Genomic DNA, 25,354 nt, shown 5'->3' on the forward strand with positions numbered 1-25,354 from the left:
GCATTCGCATACCGGTGGCGCGACACGAAAAGGGGGGCGGCGCCTCTCGGCACCGCCCCCTCCTCCGGCGATCAGACCGTGCGCGGGGCCCTCGCGAGGTTGGCCTCGAGCTCGGCGCGGTTCTGGCGCACCACGTAGGCGGGGCGGTCGCGCTCGACGCGCCACGACTCGCTGAGCGGAGAGATCGCGACGGTGTCGAAGCCGAGGCGGTCGTAGAGGTCGGTCACGAAGTGGATCGCCTCGGGGTAGTCGCTGGAGGTCGCCAGCGCGCGGCGGTCGGGGGTGCCGGCCGGGGCTCCGGTGGTGGTGATGTCGGCGGCCATGATGTGGTTGAACGCCTTCACGACCTTCGACTCGGGGAGGCGCTGCTGCAGCATCTCGCTGACGGTGGTCTCACCCTTGTCGAGGGCCTCGATCCGTCCGTCCCGCTCGAAGTAGTAGTTGTTCGTGTCGAGCACGATCTTGCCGGCGAGCGGCGCGACCGGGACGGCGTCGAGCGCCTTCAACGGCACCGTCACGACGGCGATCTCCGCGGCCTCCGCCGCCTCCTGCGCCGTCGCCGCGCGAGCCTTCGGGCCGAGCTCGGCGATGAGGTCGGCCAGCGTCTCCGGGCCGCGGGAGTTCGCGATCACGACCTCGTCCCCGAGGGCGATGACCGCCCGCGCGACCTGGCTGCCGATGTGTCCTGCTCCGATGATTCCGTAAGTGGTCATACGGGAGGACAACGCCGGGCGGGCCCCAGGATTCCGCCGCGACGCGTTCTCCCACGCCGCACTCAGCGTCCGCCGCTGCGATAGTTTCGAACGCCGATGACGACACGGGCGGCAACGATCGCCGCCCTCCAGAAGGAGACCTGATGCCGCAGTTCGACCTCCCGCTCGAGCTGCTCGAGCAGTACTCGCCCGAGCCGCCCACGCCCGAGGGCTTCGCGGAGTTCTGGCGCAGCACCATCGCCGAGGCCCGTGCCGTGGCGACCGAGGCGCGCTTCGAGCCGGTCGACGCGGGCTACCCGCTGCTCGACACCTACGACGTGACGTACTCCGGATTCGGCGGGCACCCGATCCGCGGCTGGCTGATCCTGCCGCGCGGCATCGAGGGTCCTCTCCCCGCCCTCGTGACGTACATCGGCTACGGCGGCGGCCGCGGCCTCCTCGACGAGTGGACCGCGATGAGCGCCGCCGGCTACGCGCACCTCGTGATGGACACCCGCGGCCAGGGCTCCGGCCACCGCGTGGGTGTCACGCCCGACCCGGTCGGCAGCGGCCCGCACGCGAGCGGATTCATGACGCAGGGCATCGAGTCGCCCGACGACTACTTCTACCGCCGCGTGTTCACCGACGCCGTCCGCGCGCTCGACGTGCTGCGCGAGCACCCCGCCGTCGACTCCTCCCGGGTCGCGATCTCGGGCGGCAGCCAGGGCGGCGGGATCTGCCTCGCCGTCGCGGGCATCCTCGGGCTGCTGGGCGAGTCGGCGGCGGCGCGCGCGGCGATCATCGACGTGCCGTTCCTCAGCCACATCGGGCACGCCGTGCGGCTCATCGAGACGATGCCCTACGGCGAGATCACGCAGTACCTGCGGAATCACCGCGGCGCCGAGTCGTTCGTCTTCGACACCCTCTCGTACTTCGACGGCACGTCGTTCGCCCCGCACGCCGAGGTGCCGTCGATGTTCTCGGTGGGCCTGCTCGACGACATCTGCCCGCCGTCGACGGTCTACGCCTCCTACAACCGCTACTCGGGCCGGCGCGAGATGCGCGTCTACCCGTACAACGGCCACGAGGGCGGCGGGACCTTCCAGCTGCGCGAGCACGTGCGCTTCCTGGCGCGCGAGCTGGCGTAGCCGCACGAGGGGCAGCGCGACGGCCGTCGCTGTGTGACGCCGCGAGTCGGCGACGGCGCCCGCACTCAGGCGCGGTCGGCACCATCGACGCATGACTCGTCAGATCCGCTTCAACGCGTTCGACATGAACTGCGTCGCCCACCAGTCCTCCGGCATGTGGCGCCACCCCGAGGACCAGTCCTGGCGCTACAAGGACCTCTCGTACTGGACCGACCTCGCGAAGCTCCTCGAGCGCGGCACGTTCGACGGCATCTTCATCGCCGATGTGCTGGGCACCTACGACGTGTACGGAGGCTCCAACGAGGCCGCGATCCGCCACGGCGCGCAGGTCCCCGTCAACGACCCGATCCTGCTCGTCTCGGCCATGGCGGCCGCGACGGAGAACCTCGGCTTCGGCATCACGGCGGGCACCGCCTACGAGCACCCGTATCCGTTCGCCCGGCGGATGTCGACGCTCGACCACCTGACCAAGGGCCGCGTCGGCTGGAACGTCGTCACCGGCTACCTGCCGAGCGCCGCCCGCAACATGGGCCATGAGGACCAGCTCGAGCACGACGACCGCTACGACGTCGCCGACGAGTACCTCGAGGTGCTCTACAAGCTGTGGGAGGGATCGTGGGAGGACGACGCGGTGATCCGCGACCGCGACTCCGGGGTCTTCACCGACCCGGCGAAGGTGCACGAGATCGGGCACAGCGGCAAGAACTTCACCGTCCCGGGAATCCACCTCTCGGAGCCGTCGGTGCAGCGCACGCCCGTGATCTACCAGGCGGGCGCGTCGCCGCGCGGCATCCGCTTCGCGGCGGGCAACGCGGAGGCGATCTTCGTCGCCTCCTCGACGAAGGCGGGCCTCAAGGCCACCGTCTCGCGCATCCGCGACGCCCTGGAGGCGGCCGGCCGCGACCGCCACTCCGCGACGATCTACACGCTGCTCACGATCATCACCGACGAGACCAGCGAGAAGGCGCACGCGAAGCACCGCGACTACCTCTCGTACGCGAGCGAGGAGGGCGCCCTCGTCTTCATGTCGGGCTGGATGGGGATCGACCTGTCGCAGTACGACCTCGACGAGCCGATCGGCAACGTGAAGAGCAACGCGATCCAGTCGACGGTCGCGAACTTCCAGGAGGCGAACGAGGACGGCTCGGAGTGGAAGGTCAGGGACATCGCGAAGCTCGGCGCCATCGGCGGGCTCGGCCCGTTCGTCGTCGGCTCGCCGTCGGAGGTGGCCGACCACCTGCAGGAGTGGGTCGAGGACACCGACGTCGACGGCTTCAACCTCGCCTACGCGATCACGCCCGGCACCTTCGAGGACGTGGTCGAGTTCATCGTCCCCGAGCTGCGACGCCGGGGCGCGTACCCCGAGGAGTACGTCGAGGGCAGCCTCCGCCACAAGCTGCACGGCCGCGGCGACCGGCTCCCGGAGGAGCACCTGGGCGCCGGATTCCGCTACCGCCCGCAGGCGTGACCATGACGCCCCCAACGCAGAAGCACCCCGTCGCAGTACGCGACGGGGTGCTCCTCTGCTTCGAGAACAGCCAGGTCAGCTCTCGAAAGTCGCGTCGAGGGTGATCTCGACTCCGGTCAGGGCCTTGCTGACGGGGCAGGTCGCCTTGGCCTCGTCGGCCGCCTTGAGGAAGGCCGCCTCGTCGATGCCGCTGACCTCGCCGCTGACGATGAGGGCGATACCCGTCAGCTTGAAGCCGCCCTGGGGGTCCGGGCCGAGCGAGACGTCGGCGCGCACGTCGAGGGCCTCGACGGTGCCGCCGGCCTGGCCGAGGACGGCCGAGAACTGCATGGCGTAGCAGGCGGAGTGCGCGGCGCCGAGGAGCTCCTCGGGGCTGGTCGCGCCGTTGGCGTCGTCGGCGGCGCGCTTGGGGAACGAGACGTCGTAGGTGCCGAGCTTCGAGCTCGAGAGCTCGACCTGGCCCTCGCCGGTCTCGAGCGAGCCGTTCCAGGCGGTGCGTGCAGAACGAGTGGGCATGGTTCCTCCTTCGGGGCGGGAGTCGCGCGTTCGTAGAACGGGCGTTCTCTCCGGATGACCCGAGCCTAAGGGAACGAGCGTTCTCCCGCAACGCCCCGGTGCAATCAGTGCAGGACCTTGAGCCCGATCACGCACGCCACGATGCCGAGCACGAGCAGGGTCCGGACCACCGAGAAGCCCTCGCCGCCGAAGAACATGCCGTACAGCACGGTCAGGGAGGCGCCGATCCCGACCCAGACCGCGTAGGCGGTTCCGGTGGGCAGCTCGCGCATCGCGAAGGCGAGGCCCGCCATGCTCGCGACGACGGCGACTCCGAAGACCACCGACGGGCCGAGGCGGGTGAAGCCCTCCGACTTGCCGAGGGCGGTGGCCCAGACGGCTTCGAGGACTCCGGACACCACGAGAACGATCCAGGACACGACGACTCACTCCTTCGAGTCAGTCTTGTCGTGGTGCCGGGTACTGCTCCCTCGTCCGGATCGCCGTCATCGGCTCCCGCCATCGTGCCAGCGCGCTCTGTGCAGGGCCTGGGCAGAGGGGGATCAGGAGGCGCGCGACGCCCGCCGGGTCACGAGGTGCACGACGGCGCCGACGGCGAGCAGGATCGCCGCGTAGAGCCAGACCTCGGGATCCTGCTGCGTGAGCAGGAGGACGCACGACGCGACTCCGAGCACCGGGATCGCCGTCCAGACCCGGAAGTGGTCGTGATCGACGCGGTCCCGGCGCAGTACGAGCACCGAGACGTTCGTGCTGATGAAGACGAGGAGCAGCAGGAGCACCACGGTCTCGGCGAGCGTCGCCAGATCGCCGACGAGCGTGAGCAGGGCGGCGGCGAGAGTGGTCACCGCGATCGCGACCCACGGAGTCCGGCGCTTCGGCAGGACACGGCCGAGCGCGGCGGGCAGGAGCCCCTCCTTCGCCATGCCGTAGGTGACGCGGCTCGCCATGATCATGGTGAGCAGGGCGCCGTTCGCGACGGCGATCAGGGCGATGAGGCTGAACAGCCACGCGGGCACGCCCACGCCCGAGGCGGTCACGACGTCGAGCAGCGGGGCGGAGGACCCGGCCAGTTCGTCGGAGGGCAGCGCGATCGAGCTCGCGAGCCCGACCAGGAGGTAGACGCCGCCCGCCGTGAGCAGCGCGCCGAACAGCGCGCGCGGGTAGACGCGGCTGGGGTCGCGGACCTCCTCGGCGACGTTCGCCGAGGTCTCGAAGCCGACGAACGAGTAGTAGGCGATGATCGCGGCGCCGAGGACGGCGAGCGCCGGAGCCTGCTCCGAGCTCAGCTCGACGGTGCGGCCCAGGTCGCCACCGCCACCCGCGACGAGCAGAGCGACGCAGGCGATGACGATGAGCAGGCCGGACACCTCGATGATCGTCATCACCGTGTTGCTGAGGAGCGACTCCGCGACGCCCCGGGCGTTGAGCAGGGCGACGAGCACGAGGAACACGATCGCCGTCGGCACGGGCGGGACATCGAGGAAGGTGCCGAGGTAGTCGCCTGCGAAGGCGAGCGAGAGGCCGGCGGCGCTCGTCACTCCGGCCGCGAGCATCGCGAAGCCGACGAGGAACGAGACCACCGGGCGTCGGAACGCGCGCTGCGCGAAGACGGCGGCGCCTCCGGCCCTCGGGTACTTGGTGACCAGCTCGGCGTAGGACCCGGCGGTCAGCAGCGCCAGGCCGAGCGCGAGCAGGAGCGGCATCCAGACGGCGCCGCCCACCTCGGCCGAGAGGGTGCCCATGAGGGCGTAGATGCCTGCGCCCAGCACGTCGCCGAGGATGAAGAAGTAGAGCAGCGGGCCGGTGATGCGGCGCTTGAGCGAGGGCTGGTCGCTGCCCTCACTCGCCGAGGTCTCGGTCGTCACGCGGTCCATGGTCGTCCTCTCGTCGATCGCGCTCCGCGCGACCGGGCAACGATAGGCAGCGCGGGCGCGGGGCGGCGAGGCGGTTGACCGGACGACGACGAGCGCGCTACGGAGGCGCTCGGGGAGCGCGAGAGCTCAGTCCGAGACGATGTGGCCGCCCCCGCGCTGCCGCGCCATCTCGGCACCGAGCTGCTCGGCCTCGTCGCGGGAGTCGCCGTGGTCGGTGAGCGCGACAGTGGCGTCGGCGACGCGGTTGTGCCAGCCGTGCTCGTCGGAGTATGTCTCGATCGGGGAGATCTGCGGTCGGGTCATCGGGTGAGGCTTCTCTCGGTCGGGGGACGTGCTTCCAGCAGAACGCGGGACGGCGGGGGTGCCCAGAGGGTTGACGCTCGGTCGAGGGCGTGTCCTCGGGCCCGCTCTCGGCTCGCAGAAACACGTTCGGCTCGCAGAATCGGGCGGATTCGACGAGCCGAACGGGGATTCACGAGCCGGAGGTCACTCCGGGCGCGCGCGTCAGACGATCGCGGCGCGCAGGGCCTTCGCGGCCTCGCCCACGTCGGGAGCGCCGTAGATCGCGCCGCCGGCGACGGCGACCCGGGCGCCCGAGCGCTGGACGGCCTCGATCGTCGTGGTGCTCACTCCGCCGGCCACCGAGAACGGCACGCCGGAGGACTCGCCGTCGCTGAGCAGCGAGTCGAGCGTGTAGCCGTCCTCTGCTTGCTCGTCGAGACCGGCGTGCATCTCGACGAACTCGGCGCCCAGGGCGACGACCTCCCGGGCGCGGGCGGCCTTGTCGGGGACGCCGATGAGGTCGACGACGACGCCCTTGCCGTGCTTCTTCGCGGCGGTGACGGCTCCCGCGATGGTGCTGTCGCCGGCGACGCCGAGGACGGTCACGAGGTCTGCTCCGGCCTTGAACGCCATGTCGGCCTCGAGCTCGCCGGCGTCCATGGTCTTGAGGTCGGCGAAGACGATCTTGTCGGGGTGCGCCTGCTTGATCGCGGTGATGGCCGAGAGGCCCTCGCTCTTGATGAGCGGGGTGCCGAGCTCGAGGATGTCGACGTGCGGCGCGGCCGCGGCGGCGAGCTCGAGGGCGGCGTCGGTGCTGAGGGTGTCCATGGCGAACTGGAGCTTCATGGGGTTCTGCTTCCTGTAGTGGTGGGAGTCATTCGAGGTTGGAGTGGCGGGGCCAGAGCTCGTCGGCGCCGGCGCCGCTGCGCTTCCACAGGGCGTGGAACAGCGCGTCGCCCGCGAGCACGACGACCTGCTCGAAGAGCCCGCCGGAGTACTGCGCCGAGACGCTCCCCGAGCGGTCGAGCTTGTCGGCGGCGGGCACGACGACCACCGCCGAGGCGAGGCGGGCCAGCGGAGAGTCGGCCGCGGTGGTCAGGGCTGCCACGCGCGCGCCGGCGTCGACGGCCGACTGCGCGGCGCGGACGATGCCTCCGGTGGTGCCGGAGCCGCTCGCGGTCAGCAGCACGTCGCCCGGGGTGATCGCCGGAGTCGTCGCGTCGCCGACCACGTGCACGCGCAGCCCGAGGTGCATCAGCCGCATCGCCGTCATCTGCAGCGCGAGACCCGAGCGGCCCGCGCCGTGCACGAAGACGCGCTCGGCACCGCTCAGCAGCGAGGCCACCCGGTCGAGACCCTCGAGAGCTCCGGACGCCGCGGTGACCTCGGCGACGATCGCGGCGAGCGCGCGGGCCGGGTCAGTGGTCGGGTCGGCAGGGGTCGGATCGGCAGGGGTCGGGGCGGCGGCGGTCAGGTCTACGGGAGTCGGGTCGGCGGGCATGTCCTCAGCGTGCGCTCCGGTCTGCGCCCGGGCCGCCACCTGACCGAGCAGGAGTACCTACCCGAACGGGTGGTTCGAGGCGCCACGGGTAGGAGGGGCGGGTAGGTTCGGAGCATGACGTCGACACCCGCCTCCCGCTCGGTCCTCCTCGAGCACGCCCGGCTGGTCGCCGAGCAGGCCGACCGGCACGCCGTCGCGCTGGAGTCGGTGCTCGCGGCGCTGCGCGCCCCGCGACTCGACGACCGGGCAGCGCGGGCGGAGGCGGTCGAGATCGCGACGAACGCCCTGGTCGAGCTGCGCACTGCGACCGATGAGCAGCGCAGCGCGATGCTCGAGCCCGTCGTGGGCGCCTTCGCGCGCCTCCGGAACGACCTGCGACCGCTGGTGCGGTTCGGCGATCTCGACGTGCAGTTCGTGGAGCCGCCGGCGACCGGGCGCGCGCTGCCCGGCGAGGTGGCGCACGCCGCCCGGGCGATCGTGCGCAGCGCCGTGCTCGCCTCGGTCGAGTCGGAGGAGACCCGCCGCGTGCGCATCCAGTGGGACTGCGACGGCTTGAACCTGCTGATCGAGATCCGCGACGACGGTCGGGGCGAGCTCACCGCCCGCGACGAGGCGCTGCGCCCCATCGCCGAGCGTGTGAGCGGACTCGACGGCGAGCTCGAGATCACCTCGACGTCGGGCTGGGGGTCGACGCTGTCGATCCGCCTCCCCCTCGACCCGCCCGCGCAGCCCGACGGCCTCGACGTGGTCGAGCTGAGCCCTCGCGAGCGCGAGGTGCTGCACCTGATCACGCTCGGCGCCTCGAACCACCGCATCGCCGACGAGCTCGGCATCAGCGAGAACACGGCGAAGTTCCACGTCTCGAACCTGCTGCGGAAGGCCGGCGCGCGCACCCGCGCGGAGCTGGCCGCGCTCGCGCGCTGAGCGCCGCGGTCACTCGCCGGTCGGGAACTCCGCGAGACGCGCCTGGAGGGCGACGAGGCCGGCGCCGAGGGTGTACCCGGTCTGCAGGACGCCGGCGGCGGCCATCGCCGCCCAGGCCAGGCCCGGCGCCCACAGCAGGGTCGACCAGCCGAGGAGTCCGAGTGCAGCGGATGCGCTGTAGTGGAGAGCCGCGGCCGGCCGGGAGACCTGGCGAGGCCGGACGAGGACCGTGCTCGGCGCGATCAGCAGCACCAGCAGTGACGCCGCCAGGAGGAGGATCGCGGCCCGGGGGTCGCCTGCGGCCACGAGGGCGGCGGTACCGATCCAGGACACGGCGGCGATCATCGCGAGCCCGGCGATCAGGCCACCGAAGCTGCTGGGCAGCGTCGAGAGCGCCTCGTGGTCGTCGTCGTCGGAGGCTGCGTGGGCGTCGCCGTCGAAGGGCTCCGCCGGGCGGAGGAGCGCGCGGATCACGAGGGCCCGTCGACCGGAGTCGCGCGGCTCGCGCCCATCCGGAACCAGGCGGCGAGAGCCGGAGTGTGACGGTAGCGGAGGAAGTCGCGGTCGAGGTCGGCAGCGCTGCGGTAGCCGGCGTGGCGGGCGATGTCCTCGAGCGCGCCGGGGCGGTGCGGCGTCCGCGACATGAGGATGCAGGCGAGCTCGAGGCGCCTCGACGCCAGGTGCTCCTCGAGGGGAAGCGCGTAGAAGCGGCGGAACCGCAGGCGGAGCACGAGGGCGGAGACCCGCAGCTCGCGGCTGAGGCCGGCGATGGTGAACCGGCGATCGAGGTAGCGCTCGTTGACCAGCGCCGCCGTGGCGATCGCGAGCACGTCGTGCCGGCGGCTCGCCGGGCGCGGGCGCGTGAAGAGCGCGCCGGCCACGCGGGAGTCGAACGCGAGGAGGGTCGTGCGGGTGGGAGCCATGCTCGAGAGACACGGGGGCTGCTCCGCTATGACGCCGTTGCGCGAAACGCGCGGGCGCGGGCGCGTGCTCCGCGGCACGGGTGCCAGCACGCTGGTCGAAGGGGTGAGCAGGGGCGCATCGGACGGAGGAGTCCTTCGCCGCGGCGAAGGGCGAGGAGGAGGCAGACGTCCGCAGTGAGGCCGTCGTGAGGTGGGTCTCGAAGACCCGCCGGCGTCAGTGGATCGGGGCTCCGGCCACGCACTCTGGAGCAGGCGCGTCAGAACGGGGGTGGTGGGTCGTCGAAGCGCGGGCGCGGCGGTGGGGCGGGTGGTCGTCCGGGGAGGGCGGGTGGAGGGGTGGTGACGTGGCGGCCGGTGGGGGTGGTCCAGTCGGTGGTGCCGTCGGGGTGGAGGCGGTAGGTCCAGCGGTCGCCGTGGCGGACGTGATGGTGGGCGGTGCAGAGCGAGGCCAGATTGCTCAGCGCCGTCTCGCCTCCGTTGCGCCACTCGATCGTGTGGTCGGCCTCGGCTGTGGACGCGGGGCGGGTGCAGCCGGGGAAGCGGCAGGTCTGATCGCGCAGCTGCAGGTGCAGGCGCATCTGCGGCGGCGGGACCCGGAGGGTGCGTCCGACGGAGGCGACCGTGCCGGTGTCGGGGTCGGTCAGGACGCGCGTGAAGGTGGCGGCGATCCCGACGAGATGGCGGGCGGTCGCGGCGGGGATCGCTCCGCAGCCGTCGAGGTCGGCGTGCGCGTCATCGAGGCCCGCGGCGGTGCTCGCGGCGAGGGTGAGGCGTACTTCCGCGCGGATTCCGGGGACGAACGTCGGAGTCGTCGTTCCGTCGCTGAGCGGGGTGGTGCCGGCGATGTCGCCGTCGCAGAGCAGATCGGCGAGGGCATCGGCGCGCAGTTGCGCGAGAGTGCGCTCGTCGCCGCACTCCCCATTGCCGTCAGTCCCGTCGCGGAGGATGCGCGCGATGCGGTCGAGGCGGTTGTACACGCCGACCGCGACCGGTGCCGGAAGGTACGCGGACAGCGTCGCCATCCCGTCGGTCTCGGGAGTGAGCCAGACGCCGCGGTCCTCTTTCGCGCGGGCGTGCCGCTTCTCGAGGGGCTCGTCGTGCAGCTCGTCGCGGAGGCGGTCCACGGCGCGCCGCAGCTGCGTCGGCGTCGTCGTGAGCGCGAGCTCGGCGGCGCGCTCGTCGAACTCGGGGAGTGACTCCTTGGGCAGCAGCGCGGCGACGGAGCAGATCACCTCGGCCGCCCGCCACCGGATCCGCGCGGCCGCGAGCGCCTCTCGGGTCAGCGGCAGGTCCTCGACGAGCAGATGCGCGCGCTCGAGTTCGCGCGACAGCTCCCGCTCGGAGACCCCCGATCCGACCGCGAGCTCGGCACGGATCGAGCGCTCGACGAGATCGTGGGACTCACCGCCCGACAGGCTTCCGCGCGCGAACGCGAGCGGGATCGACAACGCAGCCCGGTACACCTCGTACAGCTTCTCGGCAGCCGCGAGCAGAGCCGGGGACGCGGTTCGGGCGAGCCGGCCGACCTCATCGGCGCCCTCGCGGATCGCGTCGAGCGACGCTTCCGCGGGTCTCATTTCTGCTGCAACTGCCATACGGACATCGAACCAGCGAGCACCGACACCAGACCGGCAAAGGCGCCAGAACCGGACGACTCGCGCCTCAGAGCGTGTGAAGGCCCCGCCTTGTGACGCTGATGGATCTCGATACGCCCTCTGCGAGGGCTGCGGGCTCACGCAGCACGCAGCACGCAGCACGCAGCACGCAGCACGCAGCACGCAGCACGCAGCACGCAGCACGATGGCAGGGCAGCGGACACCAGGGCGATAGGGCGGCACGGCAGCACGGCAGCACGGCAGCACGGCGACAGCCCGCCTCACTCCGCCCACGCCTCGACGGCGTCGAGCACGGGCCCCGGCTCCCGGCGCGCCCACCGGAGGTGATGGAACCTCGTCGGAGAAGCGAGCCGCCGGTGCTCCGCCGAGGCGGGCAGCCGGCGCAGCAGGTGCTCCACCGAGAGCTGCGTGACGAGCGCGTCGCCCTCGAGGCTGAGGAGCAGGACGGGAGCGCTGATCGCGGCGAGCGCGCGCTCGTAGTCGAGGGGGTCGCCGTGCAGCCGGTAGCGTCCGCGGACGCCCTCGTGCGCCCAGTCGCGCATCAGGCTCCGGGGCTGGCGGCCACCGAAGCCGAAGCGGTCACCCGGCCAATAGCCGAGGACGCCCGCGATGAGAGCCACGGTCGATACCTGGGCACGCCGCGACGAGCGCGAGAGCACCGTCGCGCGCGCCGCCGCCGAGCTCGTGCCGCTCGCGATCGCGACGACTCCGAGCGGGCTGATGCTGCCGGCCGCCGTGGCGAGGAGGGCGAGCTGGCCACCGAGACTGTGACCGACGGCGAGGAATCCGGCCGGTCCGCCCAGCACCTCGCGGACGACCGCCGGCAGATCCTCGTTCGCGAGCGCGGAGTAACCGAAGCGCTGCCTCCGCACCTCGCGCACCGAGCTGTGTGGCATGCCGCGCAGCTCGACGGCGACGACGTGGCGGCCGCGCGCGGACCACGCCGCGAGCAGGTCGCCGTAGTAGCCGAGCGGAACGCCGAGCGCAGGGACGAAGAGCACGGAGGGCCGACCGCCGGGTTCGCCGTACTCGACGAAGCGCGCGGGCGACCCCTCGATCGTCCGGTGCGCGACGGGCGGAGGAGCGGTCATCGCACCATCCTCGCAACCTCGCGGCTCAGCCCCGGGCGCGCGGCGGCGGCGAGCTCTCGCGGATCACGAGCTCGGGGCGCTCGGAGGAGAAGATCGCGCCGGTCTCGCCCTCCATCACGCGCAGCAGCAGCCGGAAGCCGCGGCGGCCGGGGTCGGCGAAGTCCTGGCGCACGGTGGTGCTGCTGACGGGCGCGCGTTCTTCCGCGCCGCCGAGGCGCCTCCGGTGGGTAGTTCTACTGGCGGGTGACGAGGGAGAGACGGGCGGGCCGAGCGCGGCAGGCCTCCGGGTGCGCCGAAAGACGGGCTGCGTCACCGCGATCGTGACGGGTCGTACCCCCGAACGGGACCTATGCGTCTCCTGTGAGAAGCAGGACGCTGAGCTGCCCTCCCCCGATAGGCGCGGAACGTGTCGCGATCGGACTCTGCAGGCGCAGCACCGCCACCCGATCCGCCGCTCGCTCCCTGGAGTCCCGCCATGCCGCTGTTCCGTCCTGCCCGCTCGCGGGTCCTCGCCCTCGCCACCACCCTCGCGGTCGGCGTCGGGCTGCTCGTCTCTCCGGCGGCGTCCGCCGCACCAGCGGAGGAGCCGCGAACGACCGTCGCCGGCGCCTGGCACACGGACGAGCCCTCCGCTCGCCGAGCGGCACCGGAGGCGGCGCCCCTCGTCGCGGTCACTCCTCCCGCGAACGACCTGCGCGAGAACGCGACCGCCATCACCTCGCTGCCGTACTCGATCTACAACGCGCCGTACGAGGGGGCCACTCTCTCAGAGGGTGAGGACGCGACGTGTCGGACCACCGACCCAGACAACACCGAGTACTTCGACGGCGGCTTGGGCTCGATCTGGTTCAAGTACGTCTCGACGAAACGTCAGACCCTGACGTTCAGCGGTTCGGCGTACATCATCAGTGCCTTCGTCGACGGCCCGACGACGGATGCGACCCGGATCAGCTGCACCGAAGTCGGGTTCCGGCGTCAGAACTTCGTTCAAGCGGAAGCCGGGAAGACCTACTACTTCCAAGCCAGTGAAGACGAGTACTCGACCTCGACCGGCTCGACTTCGCCCGTCGACTTCTTCCTCTCCGCGAGCGCTGCTGTCCCGAACACCACTTACTCGTCGGCATCCGTGATCTCGACGATCCCGGCGACGATCCAGGGCTCGACGTCCAAGATCGACAACAACTGGTACGAGCCGTACTCGGGCTGCGATTTCAACCCGTTCATGGGATCGGTCTGGTACAAGTACCGCGCGCCATCGAACGGAAGCGTGAAGGCCGACCTCAGCGAGAGCTTCTCTCCCGTGAACGTCGGCGTCTACGATTCCGACGGAGTGACTCCGGGGTCTCTGCTCGAGTGTCCGGATCAATGGACGGACTCCGGCGACTCCTACTCATTCGATCGAGCGAACACGACATTCGCCGTCCAGGCGGGCAAGACCTACTTCCTCCAGGTCTCGAACTTCGACTTCTATCAGGGCGACTTCGTCCTGAAGCTGACGAACGTCGGCACTCTCACGGCGGCGACCCCGACCGTCAGCGGCTCCGGTGCGGTCGGCACCACGCTCACCGCGGTCCCCGGCACGTGGGGCCCCCAGCCCGTCGTGCTCGAGTACCAGTGGCTCCGCGACGGCTATCCCATCAGCGGAGCTACAGACCCTCAGTACCTGGTGACCCCGAATGACGCTGGGCGCGGAAACATCAGCGTGCAGGTCACCGGCACGAAGACCGGCTACGCGAAGGCCGTTCGCACCAGCGCCGCCGTCGCTGTCACCACCGGCTCGCTCACCAACTCGGTCCCGACCGTCACCGGCTCCTCCTCGATCGGCGGCACCCTCACCGCGAACCCGGGCAACTGGGGTCCGGCCCCCGTCGACCTCGCCTACCAGTGGAAGCGCAACGGCACCGCGATCTCCGGCGCCACCTCGAGCAGCTACGTCGTCGCCTCCGCCGACTCAGGCACCTCGCTCACGGTCAGCGTCACCGGGACCAAGTACGGATACACCCCGGCCACCCGCACCAGCTCCGCGATCCAGATCGGACTGCCGCTGCAGACCCTGATGCCCACCCCGACCATCACGGGATCCCTCACCGTCGGATCGACGCTCACCGCCAACCCCGGCACCTGGGACTCCGGCACGACCCTCACCTACCAGTGGAAGAAGAACAACGGCGTCTACATCTCCGGCGCCACAGCGAAGACCTACGTCCTCCGCTCGACGGACGTCGGCGCGGTCGTGTCCGTCTCGGTCACCAGCACCAAGCCGGGCTACTCCCCCGCCACGAAGTCCACCTCCGCGAACGGCCCCGTCACCAACGGCGCCGTCATCACCGGAGCGACACCGACCATCACGGGCACCGCGACCGTCGGCCAGAAGCTCACGGCGGTTCCGGGAGCGTGGACGCCCTCGCCCGTCACGCTCGCCTACCAGTGGAAGCGCAACGGGACCGCGATCAGCGGAGCCACCGCCGCGACCTACACGCTCGTGGCCGCCGACTCCGGTGCCGCGATCACCGTCGCCGTGACCGGTTCGAGGACGGGCTACACCGCCGTCACCAAGACGAGCGCCGGAACCACGGTCAAGGCCGCAGCGCAGACCCTCGCGCCCACTCCGACGATCACCGGCACCACGAAGGTCGGCTCGACCCTCACCGCCACCCCCGGCACCTGGGATGCGGGCACCACGCTCGCCTACCAGTGGAAGAGGAGCGGCGTGGTCGTCTCGGGAGCCACCGCGAAGACCTACGTCCTCAAGGCCGCCGACGCGGGCGCGACGATCACCGTCTCGATCACCTCCACGAAGCCGGGCTACGCGCCCGTCACCAAATCGAGCGCCGCCACCGCCGTGATCACCGGCGGCATCCTCACCGGAGCGACGCCGACGATCACCGGCACCGCCAAGGTCGGACAGACCCTCACCGCGGTTCCGGGGACCTGGGCTCCGGCGCCCGTCGCCCTGAGCTACCAGTGGAAGCGCGGCGGAGTGGCCATCGCGGGCGCGACCGGGGCGACGTACAAGACAGTGTCGGCCGACGCGGGGAAGTCGGTGACGGTCACGGTCACGGGCACGAAGGCGGGCTTCACGACGCTGGCCAAGACGAGCGCCGGCAAGACGGTCGCGAAGTAGGAGCCTGCCGGGGAACCAGTTCTCGCCGAAGCGCCGCGTTCTGAGCGGTGTCTCGGCGAGAACTGGTTCCGTCGGTGGTTGTGGGCGGTTGCACCTCGCGCCGGGCGCTACGGCGAGACCATGCCGCCGTTGACGTTGAGGGTCTCGCCGATGACGTAGCTCGACTCGGCGGAGGCGAGGAACACGTAGGCGGGAGCCTGCTCGGCGGGCTGCGCGGCACGGCCCATCGGGGCCTCGCTCGAGCCGAAGTCGGGGAGGGACTCGGGGTCGACTCCGCCGGTGACCTGCAGCACGGTCCAGGTCGGGCCGGGGGCGACGACGTTCACGCGGATGCCCTTCGAGGCCAGCTGCTGCGCCATGCCCTTGGAGAGGTTGTTGATGGCCCCCTTGGTCATCGCGTAGTCGAGGCGGTCCGGGGCGGGCTTGTGCGCCTCCGCCGATGCCGTGTTGATGATCGTCGAGCCCGCGGGCAGGTGCGGGAGGGCGGCGCGGATGATGCGGAACGGCGCGAAGACGTTGACCGCGAACGTGGTCTCGAACTGCTCGTCGGTGAGCTCGAGGATGTCGTCCTGCCAGATCTGCTTGCCGGCGATGTTGACGACGGCGTCGAGTCCGCCGAGGCCCTCGACGGCCTGCGCGACGAGGTCGGAGCAGTACTGCGCGTCGGTGAGGTCGCCGGGGATCGGGATCGCGGTGCGGCCGGCGGCGCGGATGAGCTCGACGACGTGCTGCGCGTCCGCCTCCTCGCTGGGGAGGTAGGAGAGCGCGATGTCGGCGCCCTCGCGCGCGAAGGCGATGGCGACGGCGGCTCCGATGCCGGAGTCGGCCCCCGTGATCAGCGCGCGGCGGCCGGTGAGGCGACCGGTGCCGCGATAGCTGTGCTCGCCGAGGTCGGGCACCGGCGTCATCTGCGACTGGAGGCCGGGCTCGGGCTGCTGCTGCACGGGCGGCGTGACGTTCGGGTACTGGGTCGCGGGGTTCGTGAACGTGTACTGATCCGGCGCGGTCTGGTCGGGCGCGGTCTGATCCGGCGCGGTCTGATCCGGCGCGGTCTGGTCGGGCGCGGTCTGGTCGGGCATGACTCCTCCTCCTGCGGCGGGCGGCCGCACAGATCCAGGGAACGCCGGAGGCGGGGGCGGCGTCACTCCGTTCCCAAGCGGCGGCGGAGGTGGTAACGCGGACCCGCGACGGAACCAGTTCTCGGCGAGACACCGCGGTCTTAACGGTGTCTCGGCCAGAACTGGTTCCCCCGCGTGAACACTCGGGGGCGGCGGGCATCGCGGAGGCGGGAGGCGCCCGTTCGCACCGCAGGCGTGCGAGGCTTGATGGTCGCTTCCCGCACCACACTCCCTCTGGACACCGTGAACACCCCTCAGAACACTGCCAAGACGCCCGCCTTCCCGTGGATCGGCCTGCTCACCCTGGCCGGCGCCATCTTCGTCTCGGTCACGAGCGAGTTCCTGCCGACCGGGCTCATCCCCGACATGTCGCGCGACCTCGGCGTCAGCATCTCGCTGACCGGCCAGCTCGTGACGATCTTCGCGGCGACCGTGGTGGTCGCGACGACTCCGCTGACCCTCATCACCCAGCGCTACTCGCGCAAGAGCCTCGTGCTGGTCGCGCTCTGCACCATCGCGATGGCGAACGTGCTCGCCGCGCTGGCGCCCACCTTCGAGCTGCTCGTCGGCGCGCGCATCGTCGGCGGCCTCGCGCACGGCCTGTTTTGGGCGGTCGTCGCCGCGTACTCCGCGCACCTCGTCTCGCCCGCACAGCTCGGCCGGGCGACCGCGATCACGGCGGGCGGAGGCTCCGCGGCGTTCGTGCTGGGCGTCCCCGTGGGCACGGCGCTCGGCCACGCGTTCGGCTGGCGGCCGACCTTCGCGATCCTGGGCGGGATCGTGCTCGTGCTCGCCCTGGTCGTCGTGAAGTTCCTCCCCGCGGTCGACCACCGAGTGCCGATCAAGACGGGCGAGATCCGGCTGCCCGCGCGCAAGGACCGCTCGCTGCCGCGCATCCTCGGCGTGTGCCTGGTGATCCTGCTCGTGCTGATCGGCCACAACACGCTCTCGACCTACATCACGCCGTGGCTCGAGAACGCGTCGTTCTCGCCCGACAGCATCCCGCTGGTGCTCTTCGCCTTCGGAGGCGCCGGGGCGATCGGGCTCGTGCTCGCCGGCTTCGCGACCGACCGGCTCCCGCGCCTCGGCTTCATCATCGCCTCCGTCGGAGTCGTGCTGGCGCTGGCCGGGCTCGCCCTCGCGGCCGGAGCCGGAGCAGTGGCCGGCGTCGTCGCCGCAGCGGTGCTCTGGAACATCGCGTTCGGCGGGATCCCGGTGATGCTGCAGACGCGGATGCTGCGGACCTCGTCGTTCCAGCTGCGGAGTCTCGCGGCGGCGCTCCAGACGACGGCGTTCAACATCGGCATCGGCGGCGGCGCGATCGCCGGCGGAGTGGCGATCGACGCCGCGGGGCTCGACGTGCTGCCGTGGGTGGCGATCGTGCTCGTGCTGGTCGGGCTCGCGGTGAGCCTCGTCCTCGAGGCGCGGTCGGCGCGCGCCTCCAGGGAGCCCGTCGCGGCGTAGGGGGCACGCCGGCTCATCCGCCCGACCGATGACCTCGACCACAACTGACGGATAGCGTGGAGGGCATGCCTCCGATCACTCAGCCCTACTACGGCGCCCCACCGCTCGAGGCGGTGCGACGGTTCTTCACGAAGTACGCGACCTTCCGCGGCCGGGCGAGCCGCGCCGAGTACTGGTGGATCATCCTCGCCGGGACCGTGCTGAACCTCGCCTTCCGAGCGCTGGACGGCTCCGTCTCGGGACTCGAGCTCTCGTTCACGCCGTTCCGCTCAGGGAACGCCTCGTTCGAGACGCCGTGGGTGGCGGTGCTCGCGGGGATCGTCGCGCTCGGCACGCTGATCCCCTCGCTGGCGCTGCTCTGGCGGCGGCTGCACGACGTGAACCGCAGCGGGATGTGGATCTTCGCGCTGTTCATCCCGATCGCGGGCTGGGTGTTCCTGCTCATCCTGTTCCTGCTGCCGCCGCGGCCCGAGGGCGCGCGCTTCGACTGATCGACTCGACGGCTAGCCTGGTCGCGGCCCGCGCGATGGGCGGAGGATCGGAGGCCCGGGGATGAGCGACCTGCTCGGCCTCCACCACCTCGCGATCATCGTCAGCGACTACGAGCGCTCGAAGCGCTTCTACCTCGACGTCCTCGGCTTCCGCCTCGACTCCGAGGTGCACCGGGCCGACCGGGACTCGTGGATGGCGAACCTCAGCCTGAACGGGACCTACCTGATCGAGCTCTTCACCTTCCCGCGCGCGCCCGACCGCGTGTCCGATCCGGAGGCGCTCGGACTGCGGCACCTGGCACTCGCCGCCTCCGACCCGAGCGCGGTCCGCGCCCGCTTCGTGGCGGCAGGAGTGGAGTGCGAGCCCCTGCGCGAGGACCCGCACACGGGCCGCGCGCTGTTCTTCCTCCGCGACCCCGACGGCCTGCCGATCGAGGTCCACGAGACCTGACCTCAGCGGGGAGGCGCGGTGCTCCCCCGGGGGACGAGGGTCGGGGCGATCAGGGGGATCGGGCCCACGTCCTCGCCGCGCATCAGCGCGAGCACCCGGTCGACGGCGAGCTGACCGACCTGCGCGAAGTCGAGGTGGACCGTCGAGAGGCTCGGCCGGTAGTAGCCGGCCTCGGGCACATCGTCGAAGCCGATGACGCTCCGATCCCCAGGGACGCTGATCCCGTGGTCGTCGAACGCCTTGATCACTCCGAGCGCGAAGGGGTCGTTCGCGGCGAAGACGGCCGTGACGTCGGGATCGGCCGCGAGCTCGACTCCTGCGCGGTAGCCCTCGGCGACGCTCCAGTCCGCCGTGCGGACCGCGGGCCGGAGGACCCGGCGCTCGCGAGCGAGCTCCGACGCCCAGCCGCGCTCGCGCGCATCGGAGGCCATCCAGCCGTCGGGCCCGCGCACATGGGCGACGCTCCGATGGCCGAGGTCGAGCAGGTGCCGGACGGCGAGCTGCGCGCCGTGCACCTCGTCGATCGACACGCTCGACGGACCGGGCGCGGAGCCCTGCTCGAAGGAGATGACGGGGATGGTCGAATCCGTCCCGCGGAGAGTCTCGACCGCGCTCACGAGCGGGACCAGGACGATGATGCCGTCGACCTCATCGGCGGTGAGCTCGTCGAGCGCGTGCCGGATGCTCGCCCGGTCGACGTCGCCCAGCGTGATCAGGCGCGTCGAGTAGCCGTTGCGGCGGGCCTCCTCGGAGATGCCGTAGAGCGCGACCGACGGCCCGTGGACCGAGAGGGAGTAGCTGACCACTCCGATGTTCATGGTCTTGCTGCTGGCCAGGGCCGCCGCCGCGGTGTTGCGGCGGTAGCGGAGCTGGGCGATCGCCTGCTCGGTGCGCGCGCGGATCTCGGGCGACACGTTCGGCGCTCCGTTGATGACGCGGGAGACCGTCTGCTGCGAGACCCCCGCGAGTACCGCCACGTCGACCATCCGCGGCCCCTGGGACCGCGACGACCTCCGGCTCATCCTGCGGTCCCGACGCGAGGAGGGAGGAACGGCGGTTCGGTCGGGGCCATGGGGGAATTATGCCCCGAGCCGAACCGCCGACCCTGTCAGGGGCGCCGGTAGCGCAGCACCTCGGGGTGGCGCTCGTAGGGCCACTCGGCCTCGGGCACCATGTACTTCGTCGTGGTGTAGCTGCCGTCCATCGTCGCCTTCAGCGACGGCGGTCCGTCGAAGCCGATGACCGCCCAGCCGACCCGGTTCTCATTGCCTCCGTAGACCGGATCGCCGTAGAAGCCCTGCCGGGTGTTCAGCACCAGGAGCGGGAAGAACTCGAGGAAGTCCTCGTTGACCGGCTGGTTGCCCGCCGGCGCTCCTCCGCTGCCCTGCCCGTCGGACTCGGCGAAGAGGAACCGCGCGGGCTTCTCCTCCCTCGAGAGCGCGACGAGCACCGCGTCCTGCTGGTCGTCGTCGAGGTCGACGAACACGCCGCCGAAGTGCTCGCCGGCCAGCCGGTCGAGCTCGACGACGCCCTCACGGTAGAAGACCCGCCGGCTGTCGATCCGCTCCTGCCACGCCTGCTCCTCGAGCCCCTCCATCCGGAGCCAGCCGATGCCGTCCGCGGCGGGGAACACGAAAGCCGTTCCCGAGAGCATCCGATCGATGAAGCGGACCACCTTCGCCTCTCGGGCTCCGGGGTGGTGGTCCGTCGGGATGATCCGCGCTGTAGCGGCCTCGATGGTGTCCCACTGGTGCTGGTCGAAGAACAGCGGTCCGTCGACGTCGCGTGTCGAGATCGGTACCGTGACCCACTCTGCCTGTCCCATGTTGATCGTCCTCTCCTTCGTTGATCGTGCTCAGTCGTCCGACGACCAGCCGCGGGAGTCGACCGCGATGATGCGGTCGCTGCAGCGCCAGGCGTTGGCCATGATCGTGAGTGCCGGGTTGATCCCCGTCGCGGTGGGGAAGAAGCTCGCGTCGAAGACGTAGAGGTTCGGCACCTCGTGCGAGCGGCACCACTTGTCGACGACGGAGGTGGCGGGGTCGTTCCCCATCCGCACCGTGCCCAGCTCGTGCGAGGTGTTGCCGGTGATGCGCTCCATGTTCACCGGCACGACCTTCTTGGCGCCCGCGGCCTCGAGGATCTCGCCGTTCTTGGCGACCTGCCACTTCTCCTGCGCGAAGTCGTTGGGGTGCGGGGTGTGCGTGATGCGCGCGACCGGGAGACCCCAGGCGTCCTTCACCGTCGGGTCGAGGTCGACCCGATTGCTCTCGCGGGGGAGGTCGTGCAGCAGGATGCCGATCTTCATCGAGTGGTTGAAGAGCTCGCGGTCGGCGTCCTTCGAGGCCTGTCCCCAGCTCGGGCGGCCCGGGAAGCTCCAGTTCACCGGGTGGCCGATCATCGACGGGAAGATCAGCGAGCCGAGGATGTGGCCCCGGCTGGCGTCGGTCTCGTAGAAGTCGAACGAGCACAGGCTCATGTAGTGGCCGGCCCAGCCGTACAGCGGGTCGCTCACTTCGCGGTCGAAGAGGCCGACCGAGAACGAGTACTGGTGGAACGTGGCGTTCCGGCCGACCTGGCCGCTGCCGTTGGCCAGCCCGTCGGGGAACTGCGCCGATCTCGACATCAGCAGGAGGCGCGGAGTCTCGATGCCGCCACCCGCGACGATCACGGCGTTCGCCTTCTGCACGAACTCATTGCCGTCCTCGTCCTGGTACCGCACGCCGGTCGCCTTGCCGTCGGGACCGACCAGGATCTCGCTGACGTAGCAGTCGGGGCGCAGATCGTAGAGCCCGGTGGCGATCGCGTCGGGGATGAAGTTGATCAGCGTCGACGACTTGCCGGTGCCCGGGTCGGGGTACTGCTGCCAGAACCCGTTCTCGCTGAACGGCTGACGCCCGCGGTAGGGCTCGGTGACCATGCCCTGCGGCATCGGGAACGTCGAGTGCCCGAGCCTGTCCATGGCCGTCGCGAAGGTGCGGCCGATCTGGCTGAGCGGCGACGGCTTGGTGGGGTAGCCCTTCGAGCGACGGCCCTCCCAGCGGTTCGCGCCGGCGAGGCCCGACGTGCCGAACTCCCACTCCACGCGCGTGTAGTACGGCTCGAGCTCGTCGTAGGTGATGGGCCAGTCGACGAGGCTCGCACCCTCGACGTCGCCGTGCAGCGAGCGGAGCTTGAAGTCCGACTCCGTCATGCGCGGGACCATCCCGCCCCAGTGCGTGGTGCCGCCGCCGACGACCTGCGGGGTGGCCGAGAAGTTCGTGACCACCGCCTCCTCGCTCTCGTTCTGCCGGTAGGTGCGCGGCTTGAGCTTGGGGTCCTGCCAGATGAAGTTGCGGTTGAGGTACTTCAGCTCGTCGCCGGAGGCGTGCTCGGGCTTCAGCCACGGGCCCCTCTCGAGTCCGACGACCCGCAGTCCCGCCTCGGTCAGGACCTTGGCGGCGGTCGCGCCGCCTGCTCCGGCCCCGACGATGACGACGTCGACGGGCTCGGGGTTCGTGATGGTTCTCATTGCAGTGTTCCTTCCTCAGGGACGAACCGGTGGGTCACTTCTCGATGCCGTCGCGACCGACCGCGGCCAGCGGGAGCAGCGCGTCCCACAGCTCCTCGGGGATCGCGGTCTCGGCGAGGGCGAGGGTCTGGTCGATGCGGGCGGGCTCGGACATGCCGACGATCGTCGAGGCGACCCGTGGGTCGCGGGTCGAGAACTGGAGCGCCGCGGCGGCCAGCGGGACGTCGAAGTCGGCGCAGAGGCGCTCCATCTCGAGCACCCGCTCGATCGTGCGCTCACCCACGGGGGCGTAGCAGTAGCGCGGGACGGCGCGGGGGCCCTTCACGAGCATCCCGCCGCCGAAGGGGGCGGCGTTCACGAACGCGACGCCGCGCCGGTGCGCGTCCTCGATCAGCGGAGCCGCGGTCTGCTCGACCAGGGTGTAGCGGTTGTGGCTGATGACCGCGTCGAACACGTCGGTGGCGAGGTACTGCAGCTCGAGGTCGATCGGGCCACCCGCGACACCGAGGTACCGGATGACTCCCTCGTCGCGGAGGCGGATCAGCGCCTCGAGCGGCCCGCCGGGAGCGGTGCCCTCCTCGAAGCTGATCTTCTCGGGATCGTGCAGGTAGACGAGCGGGAGGGTGTCGAGGCCGAGGCGCTCGAGGCTCTCCTCAACCGAGCGCCGCACGCGGTCTCCCGAGAAGTCGCTCGAGCCGGGCAGGGGGTCGACCTTCGTCGCGATGACGACGCCGTCGGGTACGCCCGAGTTCTCGCGGATCGCGGCTCCGATGCGGCGCTCGCTGTCGCCTCCGCCGTACTCGTTGGAGGTGTCGATGAAGGTGAAGGGCCCGTCGAAGACGCGGAGGATGGTGGCCACGGCGACCTCCTCGCTCACCTCGTAGCCGTACTGGGCGGGGAAGCTGCCGAGGGCGCTGGTGCCGACGCAGACGCTCGAGACGGTGAGCTCGGTGCGGCCGAACGGGCGAAGGCCCGCTGTGGTGTCGTTCATGGTCATGGTCGTGTCTCTCTGGGATGAGCCCCGCGGGGCTGGTGTGGTGCGGCGCTGTCGCGCGCCACGAGGGTGGCTCCGACGGGCGGGATCACGACGTGATCCGACTCGTCGGAGCTCATGAGGGCGAGGATCCGGTCGACGGCCAGCCGGCCCACCGCCTCGAAGTCGAAGCGCACGGTCGTCAGTCCGGGGCGGAAGTAGCGCGCCTCCGGGATGTCGTCGAAGCCGATGACGCTGACATCGGCCGGGACGCGCAGGCCGGCGTCCGCGAAGGCGGCGAGCAGACCGAGAGCCATCTGGTCGTTGGCCGCGAAGACCGCCGAGAACTCCGGGTCGGCCGCCAGCTCGAGGCCCGCCCGATAGCCCGAGCAGGTCGACCAGTCGCCGACGACGGTGGGGCGGTGGGGCCGGCCGGCCGCGCTGAGCGCCGTCGTCCAGCCGTGGATCCGGGCATCGGTCGCCAGCCAGCCCCTCGGTCCCGCGAGGTGGTGCACGGTGCGGTGGCCGAGTCCGAGGAGGTGCTCGGTCGCCAGCCGCGCCCCCGCCACCTCGTCGGTGACGACCGTCGCGCCGGAGGGCACGCCTCCCGGCTCGAAGGCGACCAGCGGCACCGCCGCCTCGAAGCCCTCGATCGCGTGCACGGCCGAGGTCAGCGGCGCGAGGACCACGATGCCGTCGACCAGGTCGGTCACGAGGTGGTCGAGAGCAGCCCTCATGCTCGAGCGGTCGACCGCTCCGAGGGTGACGAGGTTGGTCGCGTAGCCCGACCGCCGGGCCTCGTCCGCGATGCCGGTGAGGGCGACGGACGGACCGTACTGGGCGAGTCCGAAGCTGACGATCCCGATGTTCATCGACCTCCGGCTGGCGAGCGCCCGGGCCGCGGGATTGCGGCGGTAGCGCAGCTGGCCGATGGCGCGCTCGACGCGTTCCCGGATCTCGGGAGCCACGTTGTGCGAGCCGTTGACGACGCGGGACACCGTCTGCTGCGAGACCCCGGCCAGTCGTGCGACGTCGACCATCCGGGCCCCGCGGCCGCCCCCCGGTGCCTCCGCGGGCCTGGACATCGGCTCAGCTCGCTCGCGCGGCGCGGCGGCCGGGACCGTGCTTGGCGAAGAAGGCGCCTATCCGCGCGACTCCGCCGGCGCTGGAGAGGAAGACCGCGATGATGATCACCCCGCCCTTGATCACCAGCTGCGGCTCCGACGAGATGCCGACGAGGTTCATGATGTTGATGATCGTCGCGAGGACGAAGACTCCGATCACGGCGCTGATCGGGTCGCCCTTCCCGCCCATCAGCGACGCTCCGCCGACGACGACGGCCGCGATCGCGTCGAGCTCGTAGCCGACTCCGATCAGCGAGGAGCCCTGCCGCAGCTGAGCGGCGGCGATCAGACCGGCGAGACCGGCGAGCAGACCCGACATCGTGTAGGTGATGACGAGGTTCCGCGCGACCGGCAGACCCGACAGGCGGGCCGCCTCCGGATTGCCGCCGATCGCGTAGAGCGACCGGCCGAACGTCGTGAACCGCGCGACGAGGCCGGCCAGCACCGCGACGACGACGAAGATCAGGACGGGGCTCCTGACCCCGAGCACCTCGGCCCGGGAGAACTCGTCGATGAAGCGCTCGTCGAGGATCTGGATCAGGCTCGTCGACTGGATGATGTAGCTGAAGCCCTTGATCGCGCTCATCATGGCGAGGGTCGCGATGAACGGCGGGATGCGCAGCCACACGATCAGGAGGCCGTTGACGAGCCCGGCGGCAGCGCAGCAGAGCAGCGTGACCGCGGCGGACAGCTCGGCCGAGAGCCCCGACTGGAGGGTGAGCGCGACGACCACCGTCGAGAGGGCGAGCGTCGACCCGACCGACAGGTCGATGCCGCCGGTGAGGACGACGAAGAACTGGCCGACCGCGAGGACGGCGACGATGGACGCCGCCGCGACCACGTTCTCGGCGTTGCGCAGAGTGAGGAAGTCGGCCGACACGTAGTAGCCGACGATGATGATCGCGACCAGCACGAGCACGAGGTAGCTCTTGGGCAGGATGCGGCGGGCGAGCGACCCGGCCGCGGAGGTCGGTCGATCGGTCACCGCCGCGAAGGAGGAGGTGTCCGGGCGCCGCGAAGCCGGCGGCCGTTCGAGGGTGTTCTTGGGCATGGTTGTCTCGTC

The 25,354-nt window shown here is 71.2% G+C and carries 26 protein-coding genes and 1 riboswitch; of the genes, 7 read left to right on the forward strand and 19 right to left on the reverse strand.

Going from position 1 to position 25,354, the window contains the following annotated elements:
- Window positions 1-71: 71 nt before the first annotated feature.
- Complete coding sequence (locus ASG06_RS04720) at window positions 72-845, reverse strand: NADPH-dependent F420 reductase (RefSeq protein ID WP_082498941.1); 774 nt, start codon at window positions 843-845, stop codon at window positions 72-74.
- Between the two features lie 11 nt (window positions 846-856).
- Between ASG06_RS04720 and ASG06_RS04725 the strand changes: the two genes are divergently transcribed.
- Both ASG06_RS04725 and ASG06_RS04730 read left to right on the forward strand, forming a co-directional pair.
- Window positions 857-1,840 carry an acetylxylan esterase gene (locus ASG06_RS04725; RefSeq protein ID WP_056039191.1) on the forward strand — a complete coding sequence of 328 codons (984 nt, stop codon included), beginning with the start codon at window positions 857-859 and terminating at the stop codon, window positions 1,838-1,840.
- Between the two features lie 91 nt (window positions 1,841-1,931).
- Complete coding sequence (locus ASG06_RS04730; protein WP_056039194.1) at window positions 1,932-3,308, forward strand: LLM class flavin-dependent oxidoreductase; 1,377 nt, start codon at window positions 1,932-1,934, stop codon at window positions 3,306-3,308.
- A gap of 75 nt (window positions 3,309-3,383) precedes the next feature.
- On the opposite strand, the gene ASG06_RS04735 is transcribed toward ASG06_RS04730, so the two are convergent.
- The 6 genes from ASG06_RS04735 to hxlB all read right to left on the reverse strand — a co-directional run bounded on the left by ASG06_RS04735 (window position 3,384) and on the right by hxlB (window position 7,481).
- Window positions 3,384-3,824 (reverse strand): OsmC family peroxiredoxin, encoded by a 441-nt coding sequence (locus tag ASG06_RS04735; RefSeq protein ID WP_056039196.1) that lies wholly within the window; start codon window positions 3,822-3,824, stop codon window positions 3,384-3,386.
- A 104-nt stretch (window positions 3,825-3,928) separates the two neighbouring features.
- Window positions 3,929-4,243: a DMT family transporter gene (locus ASG06_RS04740; protein WP_056039201.1), complete on the reverse strand. Its 315-nt coding sequence runs from the start codon at window positions 4,241-4,243 to the stop codon at window positions 3,929-3,931.
- A gap of 13 nt (window positions 4,244-4,256) precedes the next feature.
- A riboswitch (guanidine-III (ykkC-III) riboswitch) is annotated at window positions 4,257-4,322 on the reverse strand.
- A gap of 44 nt (window positions 4,323-4,366) precedes the next feature.
- Window positions 4,367-5,698 (reverse strand): APC family permease, encoded by a 1,332-nt coding sequence (locus tag ASG06_RS04745; protein ID WP_056039204.1) that lies wholly within the window; start codon window positions 5,696-5,698, stop codon window positions 4,367-4,369.
- 126 nt (window positions 5,699-5,824) lie between these two features.
- Window positions 5,825-6,001 (reverse strand): hypothetical protein, encoded by a 177-nt coding sequence (locus ASG06_RS19840; RefSeq protein WP_156465859.1) that lies wholly within the window; start codon window positions 5,999-6,001, stop codon window positions 5,825-5,827.
- Window positions 6,002-6,202: 201 nt separating this feature from the next.
- Window positions 6,203-6,826, reverse strand: a complete 624-nt coding sequence (hxlA, locus tag ASG06_RS04750) for a 3-hexulose-6-phosphate synthase (RefSeq protein WP_056039206.1) — start codon at window positions 6,824-6,826, stop codon at window positions 6,203-6,205.
- Between the two features lie 28 nt (window positions 6,827-6,854).
- A complete protein-coding gene (gene hxlB, locus ASG06_RS04755; RefSeq protein ID WP_082499032.1) occupies window positions 6,855-7,481 on the reverse strand; it encodes a 6-phospho-3-hexuloisomerase in 627 nt (208 codons plus the stop codon).
- A 114-nt stretch (window positions 7,482-7,595) separates the two neighbouring features.
- On the opposite strand from hxlB, the gene ASG06_RS04760 reads away from it, so the two are divergent.
- Window positions 7,596-8,405: a LuxR C-terminal-related transcriptional regulator gene (locus ASG06_RS04760; protein WP_056039209.1), complete on the forward strand. Its 810-nt coding sequence runs from the start codon at window positions 7,596-7,598 to the stop codon at window positions 8,403-8,405.
- 9 nt (window positions 8,406-8,414) lie between these two features.
- On the opposite strand, the gene ASG06_RS04765 is transcribed toward ASG06_RS04760, so the two are convergent.
- The 5 genes from ASG06_RS04765 to ASG06_RS19845 all read right to left on the reverse strand — a co-directional run bounded on the left by ASG06_RS04765 (window position 8,415) and on the right by ASG06_RS19845 (window position 12,207).
- Entirely contained in the window at window positions 8,415-8,879 is a 465-nt protein-coding gene (locus ASG06_RS04765) for a hypothetical protein (protein ID WP_056039212.1), read from the reverse strand.
- Window positions 8,876-9,328 carry a hypothetical protein gene (locus ASG06_RS04770; protein ID WP_056039215.1) on the reverse strand — a complete coding sequence of 151 codons (453 nt, stop codon included), beginning with the start codon at window positions 9,326-9,328 and terminating at the stop codon, window positions 8,876-8,878. The genes ASG06_RS04765 and ASG06_RS04770 overlap by 4 nt, the downstream gene beginning before the upstream one ends.
- 257 nt (window positions 9,329-9,585) lie before the next feature.
- On the reverse strand, window positions 9,586-10,905 hold the full coding sequence (locus ASG06_RS04775) for an HNH endonuclease signature motif containing protein (protein WP_056039216.1): 1,320 nt from the start codon (window positions 10,903-10,905) through the stop codon (window positions 9,586-9,588).
- A gap of 299 nt (window positions 10,906-11,204) precedes the next feature.
- The gene (locus ASG06_RS04780) at window positions 11,205-12,035 is read right to left on the reverse strand and encodes an alpha/beta fold hydrolase (RefSeq protein WP_056039219.1); all 831 of its coding nucleotides are present in this window, start codon (window positions 12,033-12,035) and stop codon (window positions 11,205-11,207) included.
- A 25-nt stretch (window positions 12,036-12,060) separates the two neighbouring features.
- A complete protein-coding gene (locus tag ASG06_RS19845) occupies window positions 12,061-12,207 on the reverse strand; it encodes a hypothetical protein (RefSeq protein ID WP_156465860.1) in 147 nt (48 codons plus the stop codon).
- A gap of 303 nt (window positions 12,208-12,510) precedes the next feature.
- Between ASG06_RS19845 and ASG06_RS04785 the strand changes: the two genes are divergently transcribed.
- Complete coding sequence (locus tag ASG06_RS04785) at window positions 12,511-15,159, forward strand: hypothetical protein (RefSeq protein ID WP_056039223.1); 2,649 nt, start codon at window positions 12,511-12,513, stop codon at window positions 15,157-15,159.
- Between the two features lie 107 nt (window positions 15,160-15,266).
- On the opposite strand, the gene ASG06_RS04790 is transcribed toward ASG06_RS04785, so the two are convergent.
- Window positions 15,267-16,238 carry an SDR family oxidoreductase gene (locus tag ASG06_RS04790; protein WP_082498943.1) on the reverse strand — a complete coding sequence of 324 codons (972 nt, stop codon included), beginning with the start codon at window positions 16,236-16,238 and terminating at the stop codon, window positions 15,267-15,269.
- A gap of 282 nt (window positions 16,239-16,520) precedes the next feature.
- On the opposite strand from ASG06_RS04790, the gene ASG06_RS04795 reads away from it, so the two are divergent.
- The 3 genes from ASG06_RS04795 to gloA2 all read left to right on the forward strand — a co-directional run bounded on the left by ASG06_RS04795 (window position 16,521) and on the right by gloA2 (window position 18,683).
- On the forward strand, window positions 16,521-17,741 hold the full coding sequence (locus ASG06_RS04795; RefSeq protein WP_162239000.1) for an MFS transporter: 1,221 nt from the start codon (window positions 16,521-16,523) through the stop codon (window positions 17,739-17,741).
- Between the two features lie 65 nt (window positions 17,742-17,806).
- Entirely contained in the window at window positions 17,807-18,232 is a 426-nt protein-coding gene (locus tag ASG06_RS04800) for a DUF805 domain-containing protein (RefSeq protein WP_056039229.1), read from the forward strand.
- A gap of 61 nt (window positions 18,233-18,293) precedes the next feature.
- Entirely contained in the window at window positions 18,294-18,683 is a 390-nt protein-coding gene (gloA2, locus tag ASG06_RS04805) for an SMU1112c/YaeR family gloxylase I-like metalloprotein (protein ID WP_056039232.1), read from the forward strand.
- A gap of 2 nt (window positions 18,684-18,685) precedes the next feature.
- Here the strand turns inward: gloA2 and ASG06_RS04810 are convergent, their stop codons facing one another.
- The 6 genes from ASG06_RS04810 to ASG06_RS04835 all read right to left on the reverse strand — a co-directional run bounded on the left by ASG06_RS04810 (window position 18,686) and on the right by ASG06_RS04835 (window position 25,342).
- Window positions 18,686-19,669 (reverse strand): LacI family DNA-binding transcriptional regulator, encoded by a 984-nt coding sequence (locus ASG06_RS04810; protein WP_056039235.1) that lies wholly within the window; start codon window positions 19,667-19,669, stop codon window positions 18,686-18,688.
- Between the two features lie 122 nt (window positions 19,670-19,791).
- A complete protein-coding gene (locus ASG06_RS04815; protein ID WP_056039238.1) occupies window positions 19,792-20,508 on the reverse strand; it encodes a gluconate 2-dehydrogenase subunit 3 family protein in 717 nt (238 codons plus the stop codon).
- 30 nt (window positions 20,509-20,538) lie between these two features.
- A complete protein-coding gene (locus ASG06_RS04820) occupies window positions 20,539-22,194 on the reverse strand; it encodes a GMC family oxidoreductase (protein WP_056039242.1) in 1,656 nt (551 codons plus the stop codon).
- Between the two features lie 34 nt (window positions 22,195-22,228).
- Window positions 22,229-23,191 (reverse strand): aldo/keto reductase, encoded by a 963-nt coding sequence (locus tag ASG06_RS04825; RefSeq protein ID WP_231727611.1) that lies wholly within the window; start codon window positions 23,189-23,191, stop codon window positions 22,229-22,231.
- Window positions 23,188-24,207 (reverse strand): LacI family DNA-binding transcriptional regulator, encoded by a 1,020-nt coding sequence (locus ASG06_RS04830; RefSeq protein ID WP_056039248.1) that lies wholly within the window; start codon window positions 24,205-24,207, stop codon window positions 23,188-23,190. Before ASG06_RS04830 ends, ASG06_RS04825 begins: the two co-directional genes overlap by 4 nt.
- Before the next feature lie 49 nt (window positions 24,208-24,256).
- Complete coding sequence (locus ASG06_RS04835; RefSeq protein WP_056039251.1) at window positions 24,257-25,342, reverse strand: ABC transporter permease; 1,086 nt, start codon at window positions 25,340-25,342, stop codon at window positions 24,257-24,259.
- Window positions 25,343-25,354: the final 12 nt, after the last annotated feature.

This window comes from Rathayibacter sp. Leaf185 (assembly GCF_001423885.1).
Lineage (GTDB): Bacteria > Actinomycetota > Actinomycetes > Actinomycetales > Microbacteriaceae > Rathayibacter.